General features: G+C 71.8%; 17 protein-coding genes and 1 riboswitch. Of the genes, 9 read left to right on the forward strand and 8 right to left on the reverse strand.

Annotated features, from left to right (window positions below; all coding sequences use genetic code 11):
* Positions 1-153: 153 nt before the first annotated feature.
* Both AIIKEEIJ_RS21320 and AIIKEEIJ_RS21325 read right to left on the reverse strand, forming a co-directional pair.
* On the reverse strand, positions 154-579 hold the full coding sequence (locus AIIKEEIJ_RS21320) for a hypothetical protein (protein WP_238406511.1): 426 nt from the start codon (positions 577-579) through the stop codon (positions 154-156).
* A gap of 190 nt (positions 580-769) precedes the next feature.
* Positions 770-1,111 carry a YciI family protein gene (locus tag AIIKEEIJ_RS21325; protein ID WP_006930444.1) on the reverse strand — a complete coding sequence of 114 codons (342 nt, stop codon included), beginning with the start codon at positions 1,109-1,111 and terminating at the stop codon, positions 770-772.
* 325 nt (positions 1,112-1,436) lie between these two features.
* On the opposite strand from AIIKEEIJ_RS21325, the gene AIIKEEIJ_RS21330 reads away from it, so the two are divergent.
* On the forward strand, positions 1,437-2,078 hold the full coding sequence (locus AIIKEEIJ_RS21330) for an FCD domain-containing protein (RefSeq protein WP_161996510.1): 642 nt from the start codon (positions 1,437-1,439) through the stop codon (positions 2,076-2,078).
* An 83-nt stretch (positions 2,079-2,161) separates the two neighbouring features.
* A complete protein-coding gene (locus tag AIIKEEIJ_RS21335; RefSeq protein WP_230304602.1) occupies positions 2,162-3,343 on the forward strand; it encodes an MFS transporter in 1,182 nt (393 codons plus the stop codon).
* 4 nt (positions 3,344-3,347) lie between these two features.
* Here the strand turns inward: AIIKEEIJ_RS21335 and AIIKEEIJ_RS21340 are convergent, their stop codons facing one another.
* Together AIIKEEIJ_RS21340 and AIIKEEIJ_RS21345 are read right to left on the reverse strand one after the other, a co-directional pair.
* Positions 3,348-4,709 carry a M1 family aminopeptidase gene (locus AIIKEEIJ_RS21340; protein ID WP_161996523.1) on the reverse strand — a complete coding sequence of 454 codons (1,362 nt, stop codon included), beginning with the start codon at positions 4,707-4,709 and terminating at the stop codon, positions 3,348-3,350.
* Positions 4,706-8,620, reverse strand: a complete 3,915-nt coding sequence (locus AIIKEEIJ_RS21345) for a Pls/PosA family non-ribosomal peptide synthetase (protein WP_161996511.1) — start codon at positions 8,618-8,620, stop codon at positions 4,706-4,708. The genes AIIKEEIJ_RS21340 and AIIKEEIJ_RS21345 overlap by 4 nt, the downstream gene beginning before the upstream one ends.
* 248 nt (positions 8,621-8,868) lie before the next feature.
* Positions 8,869-8,985, forward strand: a riboswitch (SAM riboswitch).
* A gap of 66 nt (positions 8,986-9,051) precedes the next feature.
* On the opposite strand from AIIKEEIJ_RS21345, the gene AIIKEEIJ_RS21350 reads away from it, so the two are divergent.
* Complete coding sequence (locus tag AIIKEEIJ_RS21350) at positions 9,052-10,371, forward strand: aminotransferase class V-fold PLP-dependent enzyme (RefSeq protein ID WP_029540699.1); 1,320 nt, start codon at positions 9,052-9,054, stop codon at positions 10,369-10,371.
* Between the two features lie 55 nt (positions 10,372-10,426).
* Here AIIKEEIJ_RS21350 and AIIKEEIJ_RS21355 read toward each other — a convergent pair whose 3' ends face one another.
* Both AIIKEEIJ_RS21355 and AIIKEEIJ_RS21360 read right to left on the reverse strand, forming a co-directional pair.
* Entirely contained in the window at positions 10,427-10,900 is a 474-nt protein-coding gene (locus tag AIIKEEIJ_RS21355; RefSeq protein WP_161996512.1) for a YbaK/EbsC family protein, read from the reverse strand.
* Between the two features lie 65 nt (positions 10,901-10,965).
* Complete coding sequence (locus AIIKEEIJ_RS21360) at positions 10,966-11,487, reverse strand: 2-oxo-4-hydroxy-4-carboxy-5-ureidoimidazoline decarboxylase (protein ID WP_006930435.1); 522 nt, start codon at positions 11,485-11,487, stop codon at positions 10,966-10,968.
* A gap of 147 nt (positions 11,488-11,634) precedes the next feature.
* Here AIIKEEIJ_RS21360 and AIIKEEIJ_RS21365 point away from each other — a divergent pair, with 147 nt between their 5' ends.
* Complete coding sequence (locus AIIKEEIJ_RS21365; RefSeq protein ID WP_161996513.1) at positions 11,635-12,465, forward strand: crotonase/enoyl-CoA hydratase family protein; 831 nt, start codon at positions 11,635-11,637, stop codon at positions 12,463-12,465.
* 11 nt (positions 12,466-12,476) lie between these two features.
* The gene (locus AIIKEEIJ_RS21370) at positions 12,477-13,586 is read left to right on the forward strand and encodes an SRPBCC family protein (RefSeq protein WP_161996514.1); all 1,110 of its coding nucleotides are present in this window, start codon (positions 12,477-12,479) and stop codon (positions 13,584-13,586) included.
* Positions 13,587-13,640: 54 nt separating this feature from the next.
* Here AIIKEEIJ_RS21370 and AIIKEEIJ_RS21375 read toward each other — a convergent pair whose 3' ends face one another.
* Complete coding sequence (locus tag AIIKEEIJ_RS21375) at positions 13,641-14,132, reverse strand: inorganic diphosphatase (protein ID WP_006930432.1); 492 nt, start codon at positions 14,130-14,132, stop codon at positions 13,641-13,643.
* A gap of 170 nt (positions 14,133-14,302) precedes the next feature.
* Between AIIKEEIJ_RS21375 and dacB the strand changes: the two genes are divergently transcribed.
* From dacB to hpt, 4 genes are read left to right on the forward strand one after another with little or no spacing between them, the layout of a single operon-like run.
* Entirely contained in the window at positions 14,303-15,709 is a 1,407-nt protein-coding gene (gene dacB / locus AIIKEEIJ_RS21380; protein ID WP_161996515.1) for a D-alanyl-D-alanine carboxypeptidase/D-alanyl-D-alanine endopeptidase, read from the forward strand.
* The gene (locus AIIKEEIJ_RS21385) at positions 15,700-16,740 is read left to right on the forward strand and encodes a zinc-dependent metalloprotease (protein ID WP_006930430.1); all 1,041 of its coding nucleotides are present in this window, start codon (positions 15,700-15,702) and stop codon (positions 16,738-16,740) included. Before dacB ends, AIIKEEIJ_RS21385 begins: the two co-directional genes overlap by 10 nt.
* Positions 16,741-16,742: 2 nt before the next feature.
* Positions 16,743-17,741: a tRNA lysidine(34) synthetase TilS gene (gene tilS / locus AIIKEEIJ_RS21390; RefSeq protein WP_161996524.1), complete on the forward strand. Its 999-nt coding sequence runs from the start codon at positions 16,743-16,745 to the stop codon at positions 17,739-17,741.
* 20 nt (positions 17,742-17,761) lie between these two features.
* Positions 17,762-18,316 (forward strand): hypoxanthine phosphoribosyltransferase, encoded by a 555-nt coding sequence (hpt, locus tag AIIKEEIJ_RS21395; RefSeq protein ID WP_006930428.1) that lies wholly within the window; start codon positions 17,762-17,764, stop codon positions 18,314-18,316.
* Here the strand turns inward: hpt and AIIKEEIJ_RS21400 are convergent.
* Entirely contained in the window at positions 18,304-20,448 is a 2,145-nt protein-coding gene (locus AIIKEEIJ_RS21400; protein WP_161996516.1) for a protein kinase domain-containing protein, read from the reverse strand. The genes hpt and AIIKEEIJ_RS21400 overlap by 13 nt on opposite strands.
* Between the last annotated feature and the right edge of the window lie 92 nt (positions 20,449-20,540).

A 20,540-nucleotide genomic window follows, 5' to 3' on the forward strand; every position in this document is an offset into this window, starting at 1 on the left:
GTGCTCTTTCGTCGAGTCGAGTTGGTAGCTCTCTCGAAGAATCACGCGGTGACCGTCTTTCGTCCGGTTACGACACGCCGGTCATCGGATCCGATCCGGCTCGTACACCATCCTGATGGACGCAACCCGTGTCGACGACCTTCTCCAGTCCGATCAGCCTGCCAGTGCCTCGCGCCGCCGCCACAGCCGGGCAACCGTCCATGGCCCGAACACGAGCGAGATGATGTTGATCCCGGTCTCGACCGCCATGTCCGCAGTCATGTGCCGGTAGCTGCCGTGCTCGAGGTTCCACAGCGTGTCCATGGCCCCGAGGAATGTCATCGCGCCGCCGGCCGCGATCCCAAGCGGGATGGCGACCGCTCGTCCCCTTGTCAGGTGCCAGGCACTCGTTGCGAAGCTCGCGGCCATCAGTCCATCGGCGGCCGGAAAGGCGTTCTCGAACGCGATATAGGCGGCATCGTCGGACGACCTGACATGTCCGGCAGTGAAGTAGTCGAGCCAGTACACCGCGACGCCGCCGGCGACGCTGCCCATCGCAACCGCGTGCAGCCGATCGCCCCACGTCGGCGGTGGATTCATCACGCTCCCTCCAGTGCATCCGAGTATGGCGGCTGCTCTTCGTAGTTGAGGGTGTAGGGCTGGTCGGCGCGTCGGTGGCCGGGTCGGCCGGCGAGGTGCCGCCGGTCGGGGTCACCCGCCCTGTGCGCTGCTGCACGCCCTTCATTATGGGCGCGCGACGCACGACCGGCTCCGGCTGGGGTTGCCCTCGTCAGCGGGCCGGGTCGTCCTGGAACTGCCGGACCTCTTGCGAGCAGCGGCAGGCGACGGCGATCTTCGCGGCCCACTCGAGTGCCGCCTCCCGCGAGGGCAGCTCGAGAACGGTGTAACCGCCGTTGGGCACCTTGTGGCCGGGGTACGTGCCCTCGGTGACGGTGCCGTCACCGGCCACGAGCACCGGGTCTACGTCCTCATCGATCCCTCCGGCGAAGACGTACACGCCCGCCGCCTTGGCCTCGTCGATGACGGCATGGGAGGCTTCGACCACCGCCTCGAAGTCCTCCTCGGGGAAGACCATGGCCTCGCCAGGGAACGAGATCAGGTACTTCGCCATTCGAGGACTCCTCTGCTCCTGCCGCGTCATCCGCCGGCTCTTCTCTACGGCACCGCTCGAATGCCCAGCCCGATTGCGGCTCCGGCGCCCGACATGTGCTCGAGGTAGGGCGTCGCGACGGACCCGTAGAACCTCCTCGACGCTCTCCCCACGACCGCTTTCTCCTGTTGCGATGGACGGGTTCACCGGATTCGAGGCCGCCGCCGCGAAGAGCTCCCCGAGGCGGTCGCGGTCATGGCTCCCTTCCACCTTGCCCTCCCGGGCAAGCCGGCAGGGCCGCGTGGTGCCCTGCCGTCGGCCTACGGTATAAATACATCTTGTGTCTATGTCGTATTCAGCCGCCGAGGCGGCCTACCGCGAGGTCAAGGAGCAGATCCTCTCGGGTGAGCTGCCCGGCGGGGATCTGATCAGCGAAGGGGAGATCGCCGCACGGATGTCGTGCAGCCGCACCCCGGTGCGCGAGGCCTTCCTCCGGCTCGAGGCGGAGGGCTGGATGCGCCTGTACCCCAAGCGGGGCGCGCTCGTCGTCCCGGTGGCGGACGGGGAGGCCGAGCACGTCGTCGATGCGCGACGGCTGCTGGAAACGCACGCCGTGCGCGCCGTCGCGTCGGCTCCGCAGGCGCGGGAACGGCTCGAGCGCACGTTGCGCGAATGCCTGGACACCCAGCGGGAGCTGGCCGAGCGCGGGGACGTCGGCGCCTTCAGCGGCGCCGACGCGGACTTCCACCGCAGCATCGTCGCGGCGGGCGGCAATCCGCTCCTCGACAACTTCTACGCAAGCCTGCGTGAACGCCAGCGACGGATGACGGCGCGTTCGGTCGCTCGTGATCCGGCGCAGCTGCAGAAGATCATCGCCGACCACACGCACCTGGCGGATCTCGTCGCCGCCGGGGATGCCGACGCGTTCGACGAGGCGCTTCAGGTGCACATGCGTGAGGTGCACGGACTCGGAGGGGGACGACTGTGACCGCTACTACCACCGACCCCGGTCGGCTGCCGACACTTACGGAAACGGTCCCGCGCGGGACGTGGCTGCTCGTGGCCGCCGCGATGTTCACCGTCGCCTGGGGCGGCAACGAGTTCACGCCGCTGCTCGTGATGTACCGGCTCGAACACGGTTTCGCGCCGGTCGTCGTCGACCTGTTCCTCTTCGCGTACGTCCTGGGCATCGTGCCGGCCCTGCTCGTCGGCGGCCCGCTCTCCGACCGGCTCGGGCGGCGACCGGTCATGGTGCCCGCGCCGTTCGTCGGCCTGGCCGGTTCCGCGGTGCTCGCCCTCGGGGCGGACTCCGCGCCGCTGCTCATCCTCGGTCGCATCCTCTGCGGGATCGCCCTCGGTCTCGGCATGGCCGTCGGCGGCAGCTGGCTGAAGGAACTGTCCGATCCGCGCTGGGATCCGCGCGCGACTCCCGGTGCCGGTGCGCGACGGGCCGCGATGAGCCTGACCGCCGGCTTCGGGGTCGGGGCCGGGGTCGCGGGGGCCCTCGCGCAGTGGGCGCCGATGCCGAGCGCCCTGACCTACCTCGTGCACATCGGGCTGAGCGTCGGCGCCGGTGCGGCGCTGCTCCGGACGCCGGAGACCCGCCCGGCGCAGCCGGAGGTGGAACGGACTCCGCTGCGGGAGGATCTGAAGATCCCGGCGGCCGGGCACGCCCGCTTCCTGTTCGTGATCGCCCCCGTCGCCCCCTGGGTGTTCGGTGCCGCGAGTTCGGCCTACGCGATCATTCCGGCGCTGATGACCGGACACAGCGGCGACGCGCCGGTCGCGTTCTCGGCACTGCTGTGCGTCGTGGCCCTCGGTGCCGGTTTCGCGATCCAGTCGCTGGGCCGCCGGATCGACACCCCGCGCAATGCCCGGGCCGTGGTGGTGGCGCTGACGCTGCTCGTGGTGGGGATGGTCACGGCGGCGGTCGCGGCCGCGGCACTGACCGTGCCGCTGGCGCTGCTGGCCGCGGTCGTCCTGGGGTGCGGCTACGGCATGGCGCTGGTGTCGGGTCTGCAGGAGGTGCAGCGCATCGCCGGCCCCGACGACCTCGCCGGGCTCACCGCGGTGTTCTATTCGCTGAGCTATCTCGGTTTCGCGGTGCCCGCCGCCATGGTGTACCTGTCGCAGACGTACCCGGTCCTGACCTACCCGGCGATGTTCGTCGTGGGCGCCGTCGCGGCGGCCGCGTGCCTGGTGCTCGTCCTGGTCAAGTGGCGGGCGCACCTGCCGGAGCGAGCACAGGCCTGACGCCTCACGGCTCGGGCATCGGCGGCAGTGCCTTCTCGGCGAGCCACGCGTCCCACAGCGGACGCAGCGGTGCATCCGCGAACCGCGCCGCCAGATCGGTGAACTGCTCGGTGGTGACGGTCCCGTGCCGGTGCTCGGCGGTCCACTGCCGCAGCAACGCGAAGAACTTCTCGTCGCCGAGGCGCAGGCGCAGCGCGTGTAGGGTCAGGGCGCCGCGCTTGTAGACGCGGTCGTCGAACATCAGCTCCGGGCCCGGGTCGCCGAGGAGGAGGTCCTGGGGTTTGCGGCCGAGCCCCCGGTGCGCGTCGGCCGCGATCGCGTGCGCCGACAGGCCGTCGGAATTCTCCGACCACAGCCACTCCGCGTAGCAGGCGAAGCCCTCGTTCAGCCAGATGTCGCGCCACCGCGACAGGGTGAGGCTGTTGCCGAACCACTGGTGGGCGAGCTCGTGCGCGACGAGCCGCTCCTCGCTGCGGCTGCCGTCGCAGTGGTTCGCGCCGAAGATCGACAGGGTCTGCGCCTCGATCGGGATCTCGAGCTCGTCCGCGGTGACGACGACGCTGTAGTGCGTGAACGGGTAGGGCCCGAAGAGCCGGGAGAAGACGTCCATCATCTGTGGTTGCCGGCCGAAGTCCCGGTCGAAGTTCGCCTTCAGGCGCGGGGGATGCACCGCGTAGAGGGGCACCGGCCCGTCGGACACCCTACGGGTCTCGTAGTTCCCGATCTGCACGGTGGCCAGGTAGGTCGCCATCGGTTCCGGCTGTTCGTACTCCCAGGTGGTCTGGCTGGCCCTCGTCGTCCTGCGCACCAGCGTGCCGTTCGCGATCACCTGGAAGGGCGAGTCGGCGGTGACCGTGATCCGGTAGCTGGCCTTGGCGCCGGGATGGTCGTCGCAGGGGAACCACGATGCGGCGCCGTTGGGCTGACTCGCGACGAGCGACCCCTCCTCGAGTTCCTCCCAGCCGACCTCGCCCCAGGGGCTGCGGATCGGTTTCGGTGTTCCGTGATAGTGAACGACGATCGTCAGGACCCCGCCCACGGGAATCTTCCGGGCCGGGGTGACGACGAGCTTGCCGTCGCGCTGGGCGTACTTGGCGGGCCGGGAGCCGTTGACCGACAGTTTCGTCACCCGCATCGTCGGTGCGAGGTCGAGCGCGAACTTGCCGCGTGCGTCGGTGGTGGTGGCGATGACGGTGGCCGTGCCGGTGAGCCGGTTGGCCACCACCCGGTAGGTCAGGTCGAGCTCGTACCGCGACACGCGGTACCCGCGGTTGCCGCTCCGCGGCAGGTACGGATCGATCGGGGCGTCCGGCTTCGCGGTCCTGCCGTTGTCGCGCGACTTCTTCGGGTCGTTTCCCGGCTTCACTGCGGGGACCAATCGCTCGGGTGTGACCACGGTGCGATCGGATTGCCTTGCCATCTGCTCGAATCCGGAACGACGTCGCCGCGCATCACCAGCGAGGCGGGACCGACGGTGGCGCCGGCTCCGATTCCGGCCGCGGGCAGTGCGACGCACTGGGGGCCGAGGGTGGCGCCGGCGCCGAGCGTGACGGTGTCCATGGACATGATCCGATCATGGAACAGGTGCGTTTGCACAACACATCCGCGTTCCACCGTCGCGCCGTCGCCGAGGGTCACCAGGTCGGCCTCCGGCAGCCAGTAGCTCTCGCACCACACCCCGCGGCCGATCTTCGCGCCCAGGCCCCGCAGCCACAGGTTCATCACGGCCGTTCCGGTGGCGGGCCGGGCGAACCACGGCGCCGCGACGGTTTCGACGAACGTGTCGGCCACCTCGTTGCGCCACACGAACCAACTCCACAGCGGGTGCTCCTCGCGGCCGATGCGCCCGACGGCCACCCACTTGGCGGTCACGGACACGATGCCGGCCACGGCGCCGGCAAGGATGAGCACGAGGCCGCTCAGCGCCGCGGCCGGGCCGTATCCCGCCGCGCCGGCCAGCGCCTGCAGGGCGAACAGGACGCCGAGGCCGATGCCGAACGTGACGATCATGGGGAGCAGGCGGAAGGTCTCGACGAAGCCGCGTGCCACCCGGAGCCGCAGCGGGGGCGCGAACGTGCGGCTCGAGTCGCCGTCGTTCGCGGCGCGGCGCAGCCGCACCGGTGGGCTGCCCAGCCACGAGGAACCCGACTTGGCCTTCGACGGGGCAGCGGAGAGCACGGCGACGAGCCCGTACTTGGGCACCCGGCGCCCGGGGGCGGCCATGCCCGAGTTGCCGAGGAACGCGCGCTTGCCGACCTTGGCCCGGGAGATGTACAGCCAGCCGCCACCGAGTTCGTAGCTGGCGACCATGGTGTCGTCGGCGAGGAAGGCGCCGTCGGCGACGCGGGTGAACTTGGGCACCATCAGCACGGTGGAGGCTTCGACGTCCTTGCCGATGTCGGCGCCGAGCAGCCGCAGCCAGCCGGGGGTGAGCATCGAGGCGTAGAGCGGGAACAGGAACGTGCGCGAGCTGTCCATCAGGCGCTCGGTCGCCCACACCTGCCAGCCGACGCGGCTGCGGACGGGGTGGTGGCCCTCGATCATGCCGAGGGACAGGGCGCGCACCGACAGCACCGTGAGCGCGGCGAACACGAACAGGGTCAACAGTGCGGCCACCGGCAGGATCGCTGCGCTGCGGAGCAACGCGTCGGTCAGGTCGGCGGTGCCGCGGATCCACCATCCGACCAGCGTGAGGCCGGCGGCGATCGAGACGATCGGCAGCGAGGCCAGCGCCACCGACGTGAGGCCGAAGACCGGCACCCACCACGCGGCGCGGCGCGGCGGCTCGTCGGGCCACGGATGTACGGCTTTGCCGACCTTCCGCGCAGGGGAGCCCGCCCAGTGCTGGCCGGCCTTGACCCGGCCGAAGACGGCGGAGCCGGCCTCGACCTCGGCGTTCTTGCCGATCTTGGCGCCCGGGGCGAGCGTCGAGCGGGCACCGACGGTGGCGCCGGCGCCGATCCGGATGGTGCCGATGTGGACCTCGTCGCCGTCGACCCAGTGGCCGGACAGGTCGACCTCGGGTTCGACGGAACAGCCGTCGCCGAGTTCGAGCATGCCGGTCACCGGCGGCAGGCTGTGCAGGTCGACGCCCTGACCGACCTTCGCGCCGAGGGCGCGGGCGTAGTACAGCATCCACGGCGCCCCGGACAGGTTCACCGCGCCGCTGGCCTCCGACAGCCGCAGCGCCGTCCACAGCCGCAGGTGTTCGCTGCCGCCCCTCGGATAGGTGCCGGGTTCCAGGTTGCGCAGCAGCAGCCGCGTCCCGGCGACGGCGACGGACATCCGGCCGAGCGGGGTCAGGAACAGCAGGATGCCGAGCGCCACCCACCACCACGACACCGGCGCGAGCCACGGCAGGTCGACGAACAGCGCGAAGACGTTGTTCGCCGTCGCCAGCCATGTCACCCATTGCAGTCCGGTCAGGGTGGTGAGCGGCACCGTGATGGCCAGCTGCAGCAGCTGCGTCCGGCGTGGGACGGGGGCCACCTGCCGCGGCGCGACCATCGCGGACGGTGCGAGGTCGTCGAGATACCCGGCCAGCGAGCCGAGCCGCGGATGGTCGTACAGTTCGGCGACGGTCATCGCGGGGTAGCGCTCGCGCAGGGCGGTCACCAGCTGGGCCGCGGAGAGGGAGCCGCCGCCCAGTTCGAAGAAGTCGTCGTCGATGCTCTCGATCGGGGTGCCGAGGATCGACACCCACAGTCCGGCGACCCACTCGGCGGTCGGGTCGAGACCCAGGGCCTCGGCGGAGTCGGCCTCGGCGCCGGGCAGCGGCCACGGCAGCGCGTTGCGGTCCACCTTGCCGGAGGTGCGGGTGGGCAGCTCGTCCACCAGCGCCAGCCGCGGCACCAGGGCCGCGGGCAACTGCTCGCCGAGCAGGTCGCGCGCGGAGGCGAGGTCGAACTCCGGGTCGGTGCTGGCGATGTACCCGACGAGGATCGAGTGCCCGGCCGTGGTCTTGCGCACGGCGGCCGCGCCGCCGGCGACGCCGGGCAGGTTCTGCAGAGCGTTGTCGACCTCGCCGAGCTCGATGCGCCGACCGCCGATCTTGACCTGATCGTCGGCGCGTCCCTGGAACAGCAGGCCCCTGCGGTCGAGGGTGACCAGGTCGCCGCTGCGGTACGCGCGGTCCCAGCCGAGGGTGGGCATGGGGGCGTATTTCTCGGCGTCCTTGGCCGGGTCGAGGTAGCGAGCCAGTCCGACGCCGCCGATGACGAGTTCGCCGGTACCGCCCTCGGGCACGGGCCGGCCGTCGGCGTCCACCACGGCGAGGTCCCAGCCGTCGAGCGGCAGGCCGATGCGGATCGGGCCCTTGCCGTCCATGGTTGCCGCGCATGCGACGACGGTGGCCTCGGTCGGCCCGTAGGTGTTCCACACCTCGCGACCGGGCACGGCCAGTCGCTCGGCGAGGTCCGGCGGGCAGGCCTCGCCACCGAAGATCAACAGCCGCACCGCTTCGAGCGCCTCGGCGGGCCACATCGCCGCGAGGGTGGGGACGGTGGAGACGACGCTGATGTCGCGGGAGACCAGCCACGGCCCGAGGTCCATCCCGGACCGCACGAGCGAGCGGGGCGCCGGCACGAGGCACGCGCCGTGCCGCCACGCCAGCCACATCTCCTCGCAGGAGGCGTCGAAGGCGACCGACAGTCCGGCCAGTACGCGGTCGCCGGGCCCGATCGGGTTCTCGCGCAGGAACAGCCGGGCCTCGGCGTCGACGAAGGCGGCGGCGCTGCGATGGCTGACCGCGACGCCCTTGGGGGTGCCGGTGGAGCCGGAGGTGAAGATGATCCAGGCGGCGTCGTCGAGGCGCGGGCCGCGCAGCTGTGGCGCGGGCGACGGCGGCGCGGTGCCCGGGCCGATGCCGTCGGCGGTGACGACGGCGGTGACCATCGCCTCCCCGAACACGAGTTCGGCGCGTTCGTCGGGGTCGTCCGCGTCCACCGGCACGTAGGCCGCGCCGGCCGCGAGGATGCCCAGGATCATCACGTACAGGTCCTTGGAGCCGGACGGCATGCGCACGCCGACGCGGTCACCGGCGCCGACTCCCGCGTCGGCGAGCCGGTACGAGCAGGCGATGACCTCCTCGACGAGTTCGGTGTAGCTGAGAGTGACGGTGCCGTCGTCGACGGCCGGGGCGTCCGGGTGGGTGTCGGCGGTGGCCCGCAGGATGTCGACGAGGGTGCGGGGGGCCGGGGCGTGGGAGGAGCGAACGAACTCCTCGGGGATGCGATACGACCGATCCGGATCCGTCGTGGGCTGGGCAGGCAATCGCATGTCCTTCTCTCGGCCTGGTGATGCGTTCGTCCGGTTATCTCACGGTCAGATGGACGGAGGGTGAACATCGGGTGTGTCGGTGCCCACTCCATCGGTGGAATCTCCCGCTCGACCCGGCGTCGCGCTCCGCGGCGCGGCGTCCGACTCTGCTCGAAAAACCTTATCTCCCTGAAACTTCCGTTTGCGGGACGACGGCCGCCGCGATTCCGGTTTGACATCCGTGCGCGCTCCTGCAATCCTCTTCGGCAGGTCACGAGAACCAGCGACAAGCCCCGGCTAGCTGGTCGGCAACCCTCCTCCGCGGTGGGGTGCTCCGGGTGACGACCAGGCCGTGTTTCCACACCGGGACACGGCAAGCGCGGATTCGGACCGTGATCGCACTCGGGCGACGAGGCGACCACCGGCGAATCCCTGAACGACGAGGGAACGTCATGACTGCTGCCGTACTGACCGCCGACACCTGCATCGCCCCGTTCGCCCGGGTCACCGGATGTGACCTGCAGGTACCCCTGGTCCAGGGTGGTACCTGCACCTACGCCAACTTCGACTACGCGGCGAGCGCGCCCGCCCTCGAAGCGGTCACCGAGCGGATCGCCGAGCTCCTGCCGTACTACGCCAGTGTGCACCGCGGTGCCGGTTACGCCTCCCGGATCTCCACCTCGAGCTACGAGCAGGCTCGTGAGTCGGTGGCCCGATTCGTGTGCGCCGCAGACGATCAGGTGGTGGTGTTCACCCGCAACACCACCGACTCCCTCAACCTCCTGGCCGGAGCCGTACCCGGCGACGTCGTGGTGCTCGACGTCGAGCACCACGCAAACCTGTTGCCCTGGAAGAACGCCCGCGTCGTCGAGGCCGCGGACACCGTCGCCGAGACGGTCCGCCGGCTCGTCGCCGAGCTGTGCAGCAAGCCCGCCGCGCTGCTCGCCGTCACCGGCGCCTCCAACGTGACCGGCGAGGTCCTCCCGATCGCCGAACTCGCCGACGTGGCGCACGCCTGCGGCGCCCGGATCCTCGTCGACGGAGCGCAATTGGTGCCGCACCGGCGGATCGACCTCACCGCTCTCGGCGTCGACTACCTCGCGTTCTCGGGTCACAAGCTCTACGCCCCGTTCGGTGCCGGCGCTCTGGTCGGACGCCGGGACTGGCTCGACGTCGCGGAACCGTATCTCGCAGGGGGCGGTGCGGTCCGCGAAGTGCGTCTCGGTCACACCGAATGGGCGTGCGCCCCGGCGCGGCACGAGGCCGGCACGCCGAACGTGCTCGGCGTCGCGGCCCTCGCCGCGGCGTGCGACGCGCTCGCCGGTTTCGACGCCGACGCCGTCGCCGAGCACGAGGAGGCGCTGTGCCGGCGCCTCCTCGGCGGGCTGCGCGACCTCGACGGCGTGGAGATCCTGCGGCTGTGGAGCGACTCGCCGGACTCGGTCGGCATCGTCACCTTCACGGTCTCCGGATTCGAACCCGGCGAGGTGGCGTCGTACCTGTCCGCCGAGCACGGAATCGGTGTGCGCGACGGCCGGTTCTGCGCACACCCGCTGCTCGCGCGGGTCGGCCTGCCCGGCGGTGCGGTGCGCGCCTCCCTGGGGCTCGGCAGCTCGTCCGCCGACGTGGACCGCCTGCTCGACGCGCTGCGCGGGCTCGTCGACGCCGGTCCCGGCTGGACCTACGCCAAGACCGACGGCCTGTGGGGACCGTCGCCCGAGACCCGTCCGGGCCTGGTGGAGTCCACCGCCGGCGCCGCGCAGTGCAGCTGACCGATTCCCGGGCGGACCGCCGGACAGGCACTGCCCGCCGGTCGAGCCGGCAGGTCTAGTCGACGTCGACGTCGACGGCCGCCGTGATGCGCATCAGCTCGCGGAACGTCGTGCGGAACAGCGTGCGCGGATGCCCGCCGGAGGCCCACAGCTCGGGGAAAGCGGCCAGGGCGGTGTCGACGTACGTGGTCAGGTTCGTCGGATGCCCGAGCGGTGCCACCCCGCCGACGGGCTGCCCGGTGACCTCGGTGACCACGTCCGGGGGCGCCGCAACGAGCGCACCACCGAGGCGTTTGCCCGTCCGTTCCAGGTTCACCCGATGCGCACCCGAGACCAGCAGCAGCACCGGTTCGTCGTCGAGCAGGAACACCAGCGACTTGACGATCGCACCCACGTCGACCCCGAGTGCGGCCGCCGCCTGCTCCGCGGTGTGCACCGACTCCGGCTGGGTTGTGATCAGCCCGTGATGACCGCGCGCGATGAGCGTGTCGGCCACCCGAGCGGCATTCGGATGCAGTGTCCCGGACATGGTTCCAGCCTAGGAGCCCACCGCCGTCCGTGGCCCCGATCGACAGGGCTGCCCGCAGTCGGCGGTCAATACAGGGGAAAGCCGTCCTCCGGTCCGAGCATGCGCTCGAGCCGGGTACGGGTGATCTTGGCCAGTTCCTCCGTGCACGCTTTGCGCTCCGCCTCGGGTTCGTGCGCGAGGCGGTGGTGAAGATCCGTCAGCAGTTCCCCCGGCCCGCGTCCCTGGGGGCACCACAGGTAGCGGTAGCCGAAGCGCTCCTCGTAGGCGGCCGCCGCGGCCGTGATCGCGGTCATCAACGCCTCGTCCTCGTCCCACAGCGAGCACTGCTCGAGCCGCGAGGCGGTGCTGCCGCGCCGGCGTCCCACCACCGGGTGGCAGTCGAGGGCCTCCGCGATCTCCGCGTCGCCCAGCGAGAACAGGGCGGCGTCGGCTCGGGCGAACAGTTCCGAGTAGCTCGCGTAGGGCCGCCCGGCCGCCACCGACTGGGCCCAGGTCAGCGACGCGCAACACTCGTACAGCGCATGGGTGGCGCCCCGCCGGGACAGGGCATTGAAGGCGCCCAGACCGATGCCCTGATGCATCAACATGGCAGTCGCTCCTTTGCGAGTCGGACCGTTCGTGTCCTCAGGATCCGTCCGGTTCGCGGCGGTCACCAGTGGGGTAGCAGGGAATTTTCGAGGCTGTAACGAGCGGCCCTCGTCGGCCGTCCGAAGCGCAGACATTACTGTTGAGTAATGACTGCAGTTTCCCACTGGAAAGCGTTCACCGTCGACGTCGCCGACCACGTCGCCCGCGTCACGCTGGTCGGGCCCGGCAAGGGCAACGCGATGGGTCCCGACTTCTGGACCGAGCTGCCCGTGCTGTTCGGCGAGCTCGACGCCGATCCGGACGTGCGCGCCGTCGTGCTCGCCGGCGCCGGCAAGCACTTCTCCTTCGGCCTCGACCTGCCCGCCATGAGCGGCGACCTGGGCAAGGTCCTCGCCGACAAGGCGCTGGCCGCCCCGCGCACCGAGTTCCACGAGATGGTCAAGCGGATGCAGGCGGCGATCACCGCGGTCGCGGACTGCCGCAAGCCGGTCGTCGCGGCCGTGCAGGGCTGGTGCATCGGCGGCGGCGTGGACCTGATCTCGGCGGCCGACATCCGCTACGCCAGTGCCGACGCGAAGTTCAGCGTCCGCGAGGTCAAGGTCGGGATGGTCGCCGACGTGGGTAGCCTCGCCCGCCTGCCGCTGATCATCGGCGACGGGCACCTGCGCGAACTCGCCCTCACCGGCAAGGACATCGACGCGGCACGTGCGGAGAAGATCGGTCTGGTCAACGACGTCTTCGCCGACGCCGACGCCGTTCTGGCGGCCGCGCAGGCCACCGCCGCCGAGATCGCGGCGAACCCGCCGCTGGTCGTGCACGGCATCAAGGACGTCCTCGACCACAGCCGCTCGGCGCGCGTCGACGACAGCCTGCGCTACGTGGCGGCCTGGAACGCGGCGTTCCTGCCGTCGGAGGACCTGACCGAGGCCATTACGGCAGTCTTCGAGAAGCGGCCCCCGGAGTTCCGGGGGCGGTAGAGGATGGACGGGTGCGACGGCATCCGGCCCTGACGTGGGGCGGCCGGCTGGTGCCGGTCGTCCCACTGTTGTATCCGGCGGTCTATCGGCCGTGGCAGCTGCGCTGGGGTGCGACCAGGACCGAAGTGGCTCAGCGGGTTCCGGGTGATGAGATCGTGCCCGGTCCGCACTGGTCGGCGACCCGTGCGGTGTCGATCGCGGCCGACCCCGAGGACGTGTGGCCCTGGCTGGTCCAGATGGGGGCGGGGGACCGTGCCGGCTGGTACAGCTACGACCTCGTCGACAACGGCGGGAAGCCGAGCGCCGGCGAGATCCGGCCCGAACTGCAGCGGCTCGAGGTCGGCGACCCCGTCCGGCTCGTCGCGGGTTCTCCGGCCGCCTTCCGGGTGGAGTCGATCGACCCCGGACGTTCGCTCGTGTATGCCCACTCGCACGACGGTGGCACGGTCACCGCCGTGCTGGTGCTGCGCCCGGACGGTCCCGGCCGTAGCCGGCTGGTGCATCGCGTGCGATTCCGCATCCCTCCGTCGCCGTTCGCTGTCGGCTGGGCCGCCCTCATGGACGCGGGGGACTTCGTGATGTCCCGGCGGATGCTGCTCGGCATCCGGGACCGGGCCGAGCGGCATGCCCGACGGCGCCGGGGCGGGCCGCCGCCTGTCGACGAAAGTCATGGGGCCACAATGGATTTCCGGCTCATGATCCCGGTGCGCCGACCGCCCGGTGCGGCGTTCGCGCTGCTCGCCGACGTTCAGGAACACGTGGGTGCACCGGCGCGCACGGGCGTCCGGATGAGCAAATCTCCACTCGGTCCGACCGCCGAGGGCACCCGGTGGCACGAGCGGGTGCGGCTCGCGCCGGGCTGGTGGATGTCCGTCGACAGCGTCGTGACCGCGATCGAGGAGCCGGAGCTGCTCGGGATGGACTTCCGGAGCGCCTGGTTCACCGGTCACCTCGACTACCGGATCGAGCCCACCCCGGGGGGATGTCTCCTGCGGCAGCACTTCGTCATGCGGTTGCCGCGCCCGCTGCAGTCGTGGTCGGCGCGGGTGGACGCCCGGCTCCGCCCGCGCCTGCTCGATCGGCTCGCCGAGGTCCGGGACGCGATCGAGCAGGGCGTGTGAGAACGCGTTCGGGCTCCGCAGCCGGCGGCCGCGGAGCCCGAACGATGCGTGGTGTCAGTGCCCGCCGTCGGCCTTCAGGCGCTCGATCGACGCGGAGACCTCGGCCTCGGCCTCGGCGCGGCCGACCCAGTCCGCGGCCTCGACGTGCTTGCCCGGCTCGAGGTCCTTGTAGTGCACGAAGAAGTGCTTGATGGCGTCCAGTTCGAACTGCGAGACGTCGCTGATGTCCTTGACGTGGTCCCAGCGCGGATCGCCCGCGGGCACGGCGAGGACCTTGTCGTCGCCCCCGGCCTCGTCGACCATCTTGAACATGCCCACCGGGCGGGCCTCGACGATGACGCCGGGGAACACCGACTCGGGCAGCAGCACCATGCAGTCCAGCGGGTCGCCGTCCTCGCCGAGGGTGTTCTCGATGTAGCCGTAGTCGGCGGGGTAGCCGAACGAGGTGTAGAGGTAGCGGTCCAGCTTCACACGGCCGGTTTCGTGATCGACCTCGTACTTGTTGCGCTGTCCCTTGGGGATCTCGATGGTGACCTCGAACTCCACGCCGTGTCCTCACTTGTAAGTCGATACGACTGCCGTATCTGCGGTGATGGTCCGCACAGAGGATAACGGGTCGGCGCTAGGCTGGTGGCGCAGGTGCCGGACCAGCGGGGCGGCCACCAGGGCGCGCGTTTCGCCGGAGCGGACGCCGCGGGATTCGACACAGCGGAGGCGTGTTGGCGGGGCAGGGCAAGAAGAAGCTGGGCACACTGGCGGGACGGCGCCGCCGGAACCTCCGGATCCTGTTCACCATCTGGGGAGCGGGAACCGTCGCGCTGCTCGTGGGGGGAGCCTTCGCGCTCTCCGACGTCCGCAGCGGGGAGGCCGCCGCCGCGATAGCGCCCGCGCCGGCGCCCGTCACCGCAACCCCGCAGGTGGCGCCGGTACCCGCCGACGCGCTCGCCCCCACCGCTCCCGCGCTGGCGGCCGCGCTCGCACCGGCGCTGGGGAACGCGGGACTCGGCAACTTCACCGGCTCGATCACCGACGCCGCCACGGGCACCGTGCTGTGGTCGAAGGATCCCGCCCGGCCGATGATCCCGGCGTCGACGACGAAGGTCCTCACCGCCGCTGCGGCGCTGCTCGCCCTGCCCGCCGAACACCGCGTCACCACCAAGGTCGTCGAGGGTGGCCGGCCGGGGGAGATCGTGCTCGTCGCCGGCGGCGATCCCACCCTCACCGCCCGGCCCGTCGGCGAATCCGGCTTCTACGCCGGCGCCCCGCGCATCGCCGACCTGGTGCAGCAGATTCAGCGGAGCGGCACCGTCGTCGACACGGTGCTCGTCGACGCCGGTGCCTACGCCGGCGACCCTCTTGCCCCCGGCTGGTTCCCGGCCGACATCGCCGGCGGTTCCGTGGCCCCGATCGAACCGGTGATGCTCGACGGCGGCCGCCTGAACCCGCTCGAGGACGAGTCGCCGCGCACGCCCACCCCCGCCCTCGACGCCGGTCGGGCCCTCGCCGCAGCACTCGGCGCCGACCCCGCCCGGGTCGCCGCCGGCACCGCCCGGCCCGGAGCAGCCCCGCTGGCCGCGGTCCAGTCGGCGCCGCTGCGCGACCGGCTCGGGCAGATGATGGGCTACTCCGACAATGTCCTCGCCGAGGCCGTCGGCCGCGAGATCGCCGCGGCCGAGGGCGCCGAGCCGTCGTTCCGCGGCGCGGTCGACAGCGTCTCCGCGGTCCTGCGCGAGGCCGGATTCGACCTGACCGGGCTCACCCTCCACGACGTGAGCGGGCTGTCCGTCGACAACCGGATTCCCGCGCAACTGCTCGACGGGGTGATGGCCGCCGCCGCCGGAACCGAACAGGCGTCGCTGCGCCCGATGCTGGACTACCTGCCCGTCGCCGGCGCCACCGGCACCCTCTCCGAGCGCTACGCCTCGACCAATCGCGACGGGGCGGGTTGGGTCCGCGCGAAGACGGGCACTCTGTCACAGGCGAGCGGCCTGACCGGATTCGTCGTCGACACCGACGGACGGGTGCTGACGTTCGCCCTGTTGTCCAACGACCGTCCGCCGGGCGAGAGCCGGCCGGCCCTCGACGCGGTGGCGGCGACCCTCCGAGGATGCGGATGCCGATGACCGACCAGGACCGGACGCTGGGTGACGCGATCGACTGGAAGCTCGCGGCCGGGATCGGGGCGCGCCTGACCCGACCGGGCCCGGCGATGTCGCGCTACACCGCCGAGACCGTCTCCGCCGAGCTGGCGTCGGCCGCCGACCGCGCCGAGCCGCCGGTGCGGGAGCTGACCGGACTCGGTGACGGGCGGGACGTGCCGCCCGCCGCGGTCGTCGACCGGTCCGGCTGGGTGCACGCCGCCGCCAGGTCGATGGCAGACCTCACCGGTTCCGGGCCCGCCGACGGCCGCTGGGTCGGCAAGCCCGCCGGCGTGCAGGCCGGTGCGATGCTCGCGTACCTTTCCTCCGCCGTGCTCGGTCAGTACGACCCGTTCTCACGGTCTCTGCTGCTCGTCGCGCCGAACGTCGTCGCGGTCGAGCGGGCGCTGCGGGTGCCCACCGCCGACTTCCGGCTGTGGGTGTGCCTGCACGAGGTCACCCACCGCGTGCAGTTCGCCGAGGCGCCGTGGATGGCAGATCTGATGCGCGAGGCCGCGGCGGAGCTGGGCCGGACCGCGGAAGAGTCGTTCACCGACCTGGCCGGCCGGATCACCGGGGTCCTGCGCGATCGCCGGCCGGGCGAGGAGAAACCCATGGCCGAGCGCGGCGTGCTCGGTCTCGTCCGAGCGGTGCAGTCCGAACCCCAGCGCGCCGCACTCGACCGCATGCTGGCCCTCGGCACCGTGCTCGAAGGCCACGCCGACCATGTGATGGACGCGGTCGGGCCCACCGTGGTGCCCGCCGTCGCGCAGATCCGCCGGGCGTTCGACAACCGCCGGCGCCGGGCCGTGAACCCCGTCCACCGCATCATCCGCGCACTGCTCGGGATGGACGCCAAGATGGCCCAGTACGTGCAGGGCAAGAAGTTCGTCGACACCGTCGTCGAGCGGGCGGGCATGGCCCGGTTCAACGTCGTCTGGAGCGGTCCGGACGCGATGCCGACCCTCGCCGAGATCGACGACCCCCACGCGTGGATCGCGCGGGTGCTGGGCTGACGGTGTCGTCCGAGCGGCCGCTCCTGCCCGAGACCCCTGCCCTCCACGAGGTGCGCCTGGCCGTGCGGCGGTGGGTCGCGGCCCACGGCCGGTCCGTCGCGGTCGGCCTGTCCGGCGGCGCCGACTCGTCGGCCCTGACCGCCGCCGCCGTCGCCGAGGCGGATTCGGTGCGGGCCGTCGTCGTCGACCACGGCCTGCAGCCCGGCTCCGGCGACGTGGCCGCCCTGGCCGCGGAGTTCGCGCGATCCGCCGGGTGCGGATCGGTGCAGGTCGTCCGCGTCGCGGTGACCGGCTCCGGCGGACTCGAGGCGGCAGCGCGCGCGGCCCGCTACCGGGCGCTCGGCGAGGCCCGGGCGGGGTTGCCCGTGCTGCTCGGGCACACGCTCGACGATCAGGCCGAGACGGTGCTGCTCGGGCTGGGCCGCGGTTCCGGTGCCCGGTCCCTCCGCGGCATGTGCGAGTTCGACGATCCGTGGGGCCGCCCCCTGCTCGGGGTGCGCCGCGAGGTCACCCGCCGGGCATGCGCGGAACTGGGGTACGCGCCCTACGAGGACGCGCACAACAGCGACCGGCGCTTCACCCGGGTGCGGCTGCGTGAGGAGGTGCTGCCGCTGCTCGAGGAGGTGCTCGGGGGTGGGGTCGCGTCGGCCCTGGCGCGCACGGCCCGGCAGTTGCGCGAGGACGAGGACGCATTGGAGGAACTGGCCCTGCAACTGCTCGCGGAGGCCCGGGCCGGGACCGGCCTGGCCGTGGACGCCCTCGCCGGCACTCCCGTGGCGGTGCGACGGCGGGTCCTGCGGCGATGGCTGCTCGACTCGGGGGCGTCGGCGCCGACGGACCGCACCCTGCGGGCCGCCGACGAGCTGATCGGCCGGTGGCGCGGGCAGGGCGCGGTGGCCGTGGGCGGCGGGCCGGAGCCCGGCGTCAGGTTGGTGGTCACGCGTCGGCGTGGCAGGCTGATCGTCGAGTTCGTCGGCCGGCGACAGGGCGCGGACGACTGAGGGAAGGCAGGAAGAACCCGGTGTACGAGAACGACATCGCGTCGGTACTGATCTCCGAGGACCAGATCAAGCAGCGCACGAAGGAGCTGGCCGAGACCATCGCCACGCGCTACCCGGTGGGCGCACCCGAGGGTGACCTGCTGCTCATCGGCGTGCTCAAGGGCGCGATCTTCTTCATGACCGACTTCGCGCGGGCACTGCCGATCCCCACCCAGATGGAGTTCATGGCGGTCAGCTCGTACGGGTCGTCCACGTCCTCGTCCGGTGTGGTGCGCATCCTCAAGGACCTCGACAAGGACATCGCCGGCCGGAACGTGCTGATCGTCGAGGACATCATCGACTCCGGCCTGACGCTGTCCTGGCTCATGCGCAACCTCTCCTCGCGCAACCCGGCGTCCCTCGAGGTGGTGACGTTGCTGCGCAAGCCGGAGGCCGTGAAGGTCGACGTCCACGTCGCCGACGTGGGATTCGACATCCCGGACGAGTTCGTCGTCGGCTACGGCCTCGACTACGACGAGCGCTACCGCGATCTGCCGTACATCGGCACCCTCGACCCGAAGGTCTACACCGGCTGATCCGAGGTCGGCCCCACCGGATCGCGCGTCGACCGCGTCGGGGCCATGCCGCGCTGCAGTGCCCGCAGGTCGTCCTCCATGATGCGGAACAACCAGTACACGAGCACGAACGCGGCGATGCTGCCCACCGCCAGCACCCGGACCGCGACGAGAACCTGCTGGATCTCCTCGGGCGAGAGATACGTCACGCCGGCGACCCCGACGAGCGGCACGGCCGCCGCGAGCGCCAGGTAACGCACACTGCGCCGGTGCAGCCCCTCGAGTTCGCGGGCGTCCGTGGCGTCGGTCGCCCCGTGCGGCAGGAACGCCGGATACAACGATCGCACCATGTAGAAGGCGACCAGGAAGAACGGGTAGGCGACGGCGATCGCGCCGCACACCAGGATCGACGTGAGGAAGTGCGCGGCCGAGGGGCCGTCGATGTTGCCGCCGACGAAGTGCAGCGCGACGGGGAACGCGATGCCCGCGACCGTCCACAGGGTCATCACCACCGCGGCGACGCGGTCGCTGATCAGCAGCGCGTCGTGCCGGGCCCGGGCGAGTTCCACCGCGTTGTAGCTGCGGCCGCGGTGGAGGCCGCGCGGCACGGTGATCAGCCGTCGGCACAGGTACACGATGATCACCGTGCCGAGGGGGAAGGTGATCCCGTTGATGATCAGCGCGAGCTGTTCGAACTCGCGCTGGGTGTCCGGTGGGAGCCGGTCGACGATCAGGTTCGCATTGTGCTGGTAGTTGTACAGGGCGGCCAGCACGTTCGGGATCGCGATCGCGGCCGTGAGGATCGGCACCACGGGGCGGCGCAGCCGGGCCCGCCAGCTGTGCGGCGGCGGGTCGACGAGGTCCCGGGCCCGCGGATCGAGGCACAGGTCGAACTGCTGGGCCAGCTCCGCGCCCGACGCCCACCGGTCCGCCGGATCCGGCTCGAGGCACTTCGCGAGCACCCGGAGCAGGGTCTGGGGGCAGTCGGCCGGTACCCGCTCGCGTGCAGCCGCGGTCAGTCCCGCGCGGCGCCGCGCGAGCATGGTCTCGAGCGCGGGCAGGGTCTCGGCGCCCAGATCGTCCTCGCTGTTGGGCCGGCCGCCGGTGAGCAGTTCCCACAGCATCACCCCGAGCGCGTAGATGTCGCTGCGGGTGTCCATGTCCGCGGCGGTGCCGGGCAGCCCGGGATGGCACGCCTCGAGTTGTTCGGGCGACATGTAGGCCAGGGACCCGCCGAGGTACGCCACGGCGGACGTGCCGCCGACGGACTCGGCGAAGCTGATGTTGAAGTCGGCGAGCTTGGGCACGCCCTCCGCGGTGAGCAGGACGTTGGCCGGCTTGACGTCGCGGTGCAGCACGCCGCGCCGGTCGGCGTAGTCCAGCGCGGAGGCGAGCCGGCGGCCGAGCCACGCGACGGTCTCGGGCCAGGTCAGGCTCTCGAGCCGGCTGCGCACGGTCGACTCGGCGGGCCGGATCTCACCCTTCTCGGCGAGGGTCTCGTCGACGACGTCGAGCAGGAGCCGGCCGCTGCGCTGCTCCGGCGGGGTGGTGCGCACCCGGTGCAGCACCCGCAGCAGCGTCCCGCCCGGCAGATACTGCATGTACAGCAGCCGCAGGCCGTGTTCCGGCAGGATCCGCTGGTCGAAGACGCGGACGATGTAGTCGTGGTCGAGCTGGGCGAGGGTCTGCGCCTCGGTGCCGCGGTCGGGGGAGATCTTCACCGCGACGAGCCGCTGCATCGAGTGCTGCCGGGCGAGGAACACGCGGCCGAAGGCGCCGCGGCCGAGGTTGGTGAGCAGGTCGAAGTCGTCGATCCGGTTCCCGGCCTCGACGTCGTCGATGCCGGCGGGGACGCGGACCGGGAAGGGCTCGGTCGTCGCCTCGCCAGGAAGGACGGCCGCAGCCGTGCGGGTCGGCTCGGTGGTCGCATCGGCCGTGCGCGTGAGGTCAACAGGTGCGGTACGGGTGGGATCGGCCTCAACCGTGCGGGTCGGCTCGGCCGCAGCCGTGCGGGTCGGGTCGGCCGCAACCGTGCGGGTCGGGTCGGCCGCAGCCGTGCGGGTCGGCTCGGCCGCAGCCGTTCGGGTCGGCTCGGCCTCGGTGATCCGGGTCGGGTCGGCCTCGGTTGCAGCGTCCGGCTCCTGCATGGCCATGCGAAATGATAACCACGTCGTGGCCCGTGACCGCAGGCACCTGACGCGACCGGGAACCCCCGGGTGGTCCCGGACGTTGATCCTTCGGACCG

This window comes from Rhodococcus sp. YH1, from assembly GCF_009939605.1.
GTDB lineage: Bacteria > Actinomycetota > Actinomycetes > Mycobacteriales > Mycobacteriaceae > Rhodococcus > Rhodococcus aetherivorans.

Bases quoted from the DNA above. Each gene is read 5' to 3' on its own strand.
- AIIKEEIJ_RS21385 (WP_006930430.1), top strand. From the start codon at position 15,700: ATGCCGATGACCGACCAGGACCGGACGCTGGGTGACGCGATCGACTGG.
- AIIKEEIJ_RS21355 (WP_161996512.1), bottom strand. From the start codon at position 10,900: ATGTCCGGGACACTGCATCCGAATGCCGCTCGGGTGGCCGACACGCTC.
- AIIKEEIJ_RS21325 (WP_006930444.1), bottom strand. From the start codon at position 1,111: ATGGCGAAGTACCTGATCTCGTTCCCTGGCGAGGCCATGGTCTTCCCC.
- AIIKEEIJ_RS21360 (WP_006930435.1), bottom strand. From the start codon at position 11,487: ATGTTGATGCATCAGGGCATCGGTCTGGGCGCCTTCAATGCCCTGTCC.
- AIIKEEIJ_RS21345 (WP_161996511.1), bottom strand. From the start codon at position 8,620: ATGCGATTGCCTGCCCAGCCCACGACGGATCCGGATCGGTCGTATCGC.
- AIIKEEIJ_RS21335 (WP_230304602.1), top strand. From the start codon at position 2,162: ATGTTCACCGTCGCCTGGGGCGGCAACGAGTTCACGCCGCTGCTCGTG.
- AIIKEEIJ_RS21330 (WP_161996510.1), top strand. From the start codon at position 1,437: ATGTCGTATTCAGCCGCCGAGGCGGCCTACCGCGAGGTCAAGGAGCAG.
- AIIKEEIJ_RS21365 (WP_161996513.1), top strand. From the start codon at position 11,635: ATGACTGCAGTTTCCCACTGGAAAGCGTTCACCGTCGACGTCGCCGAC.
- AIIKEEIJ_RS21400 (WP_161996516.1), bottom strand. From the start codon at position 20,448: ATGGCCATGCAGGAGCCGGACGCTGCAACCGAGGCCGACCCGACCCGG.
- AIIKEEIJ_RS21350 (WP_029540699.1), top strand. From the start codon at position 9,052: ATGACTGCTGCCGTACTGACCGCCGACACCTGCATCGCCCCGTTCGCC.
- AIIKEEIJ_RS21320 (WP_238406511.1), bottom strand. From the start codon at position 579: ATGAATCCACCGCCGACGTGGGGCGATCGGCTGCACGCGGTTGCGATG.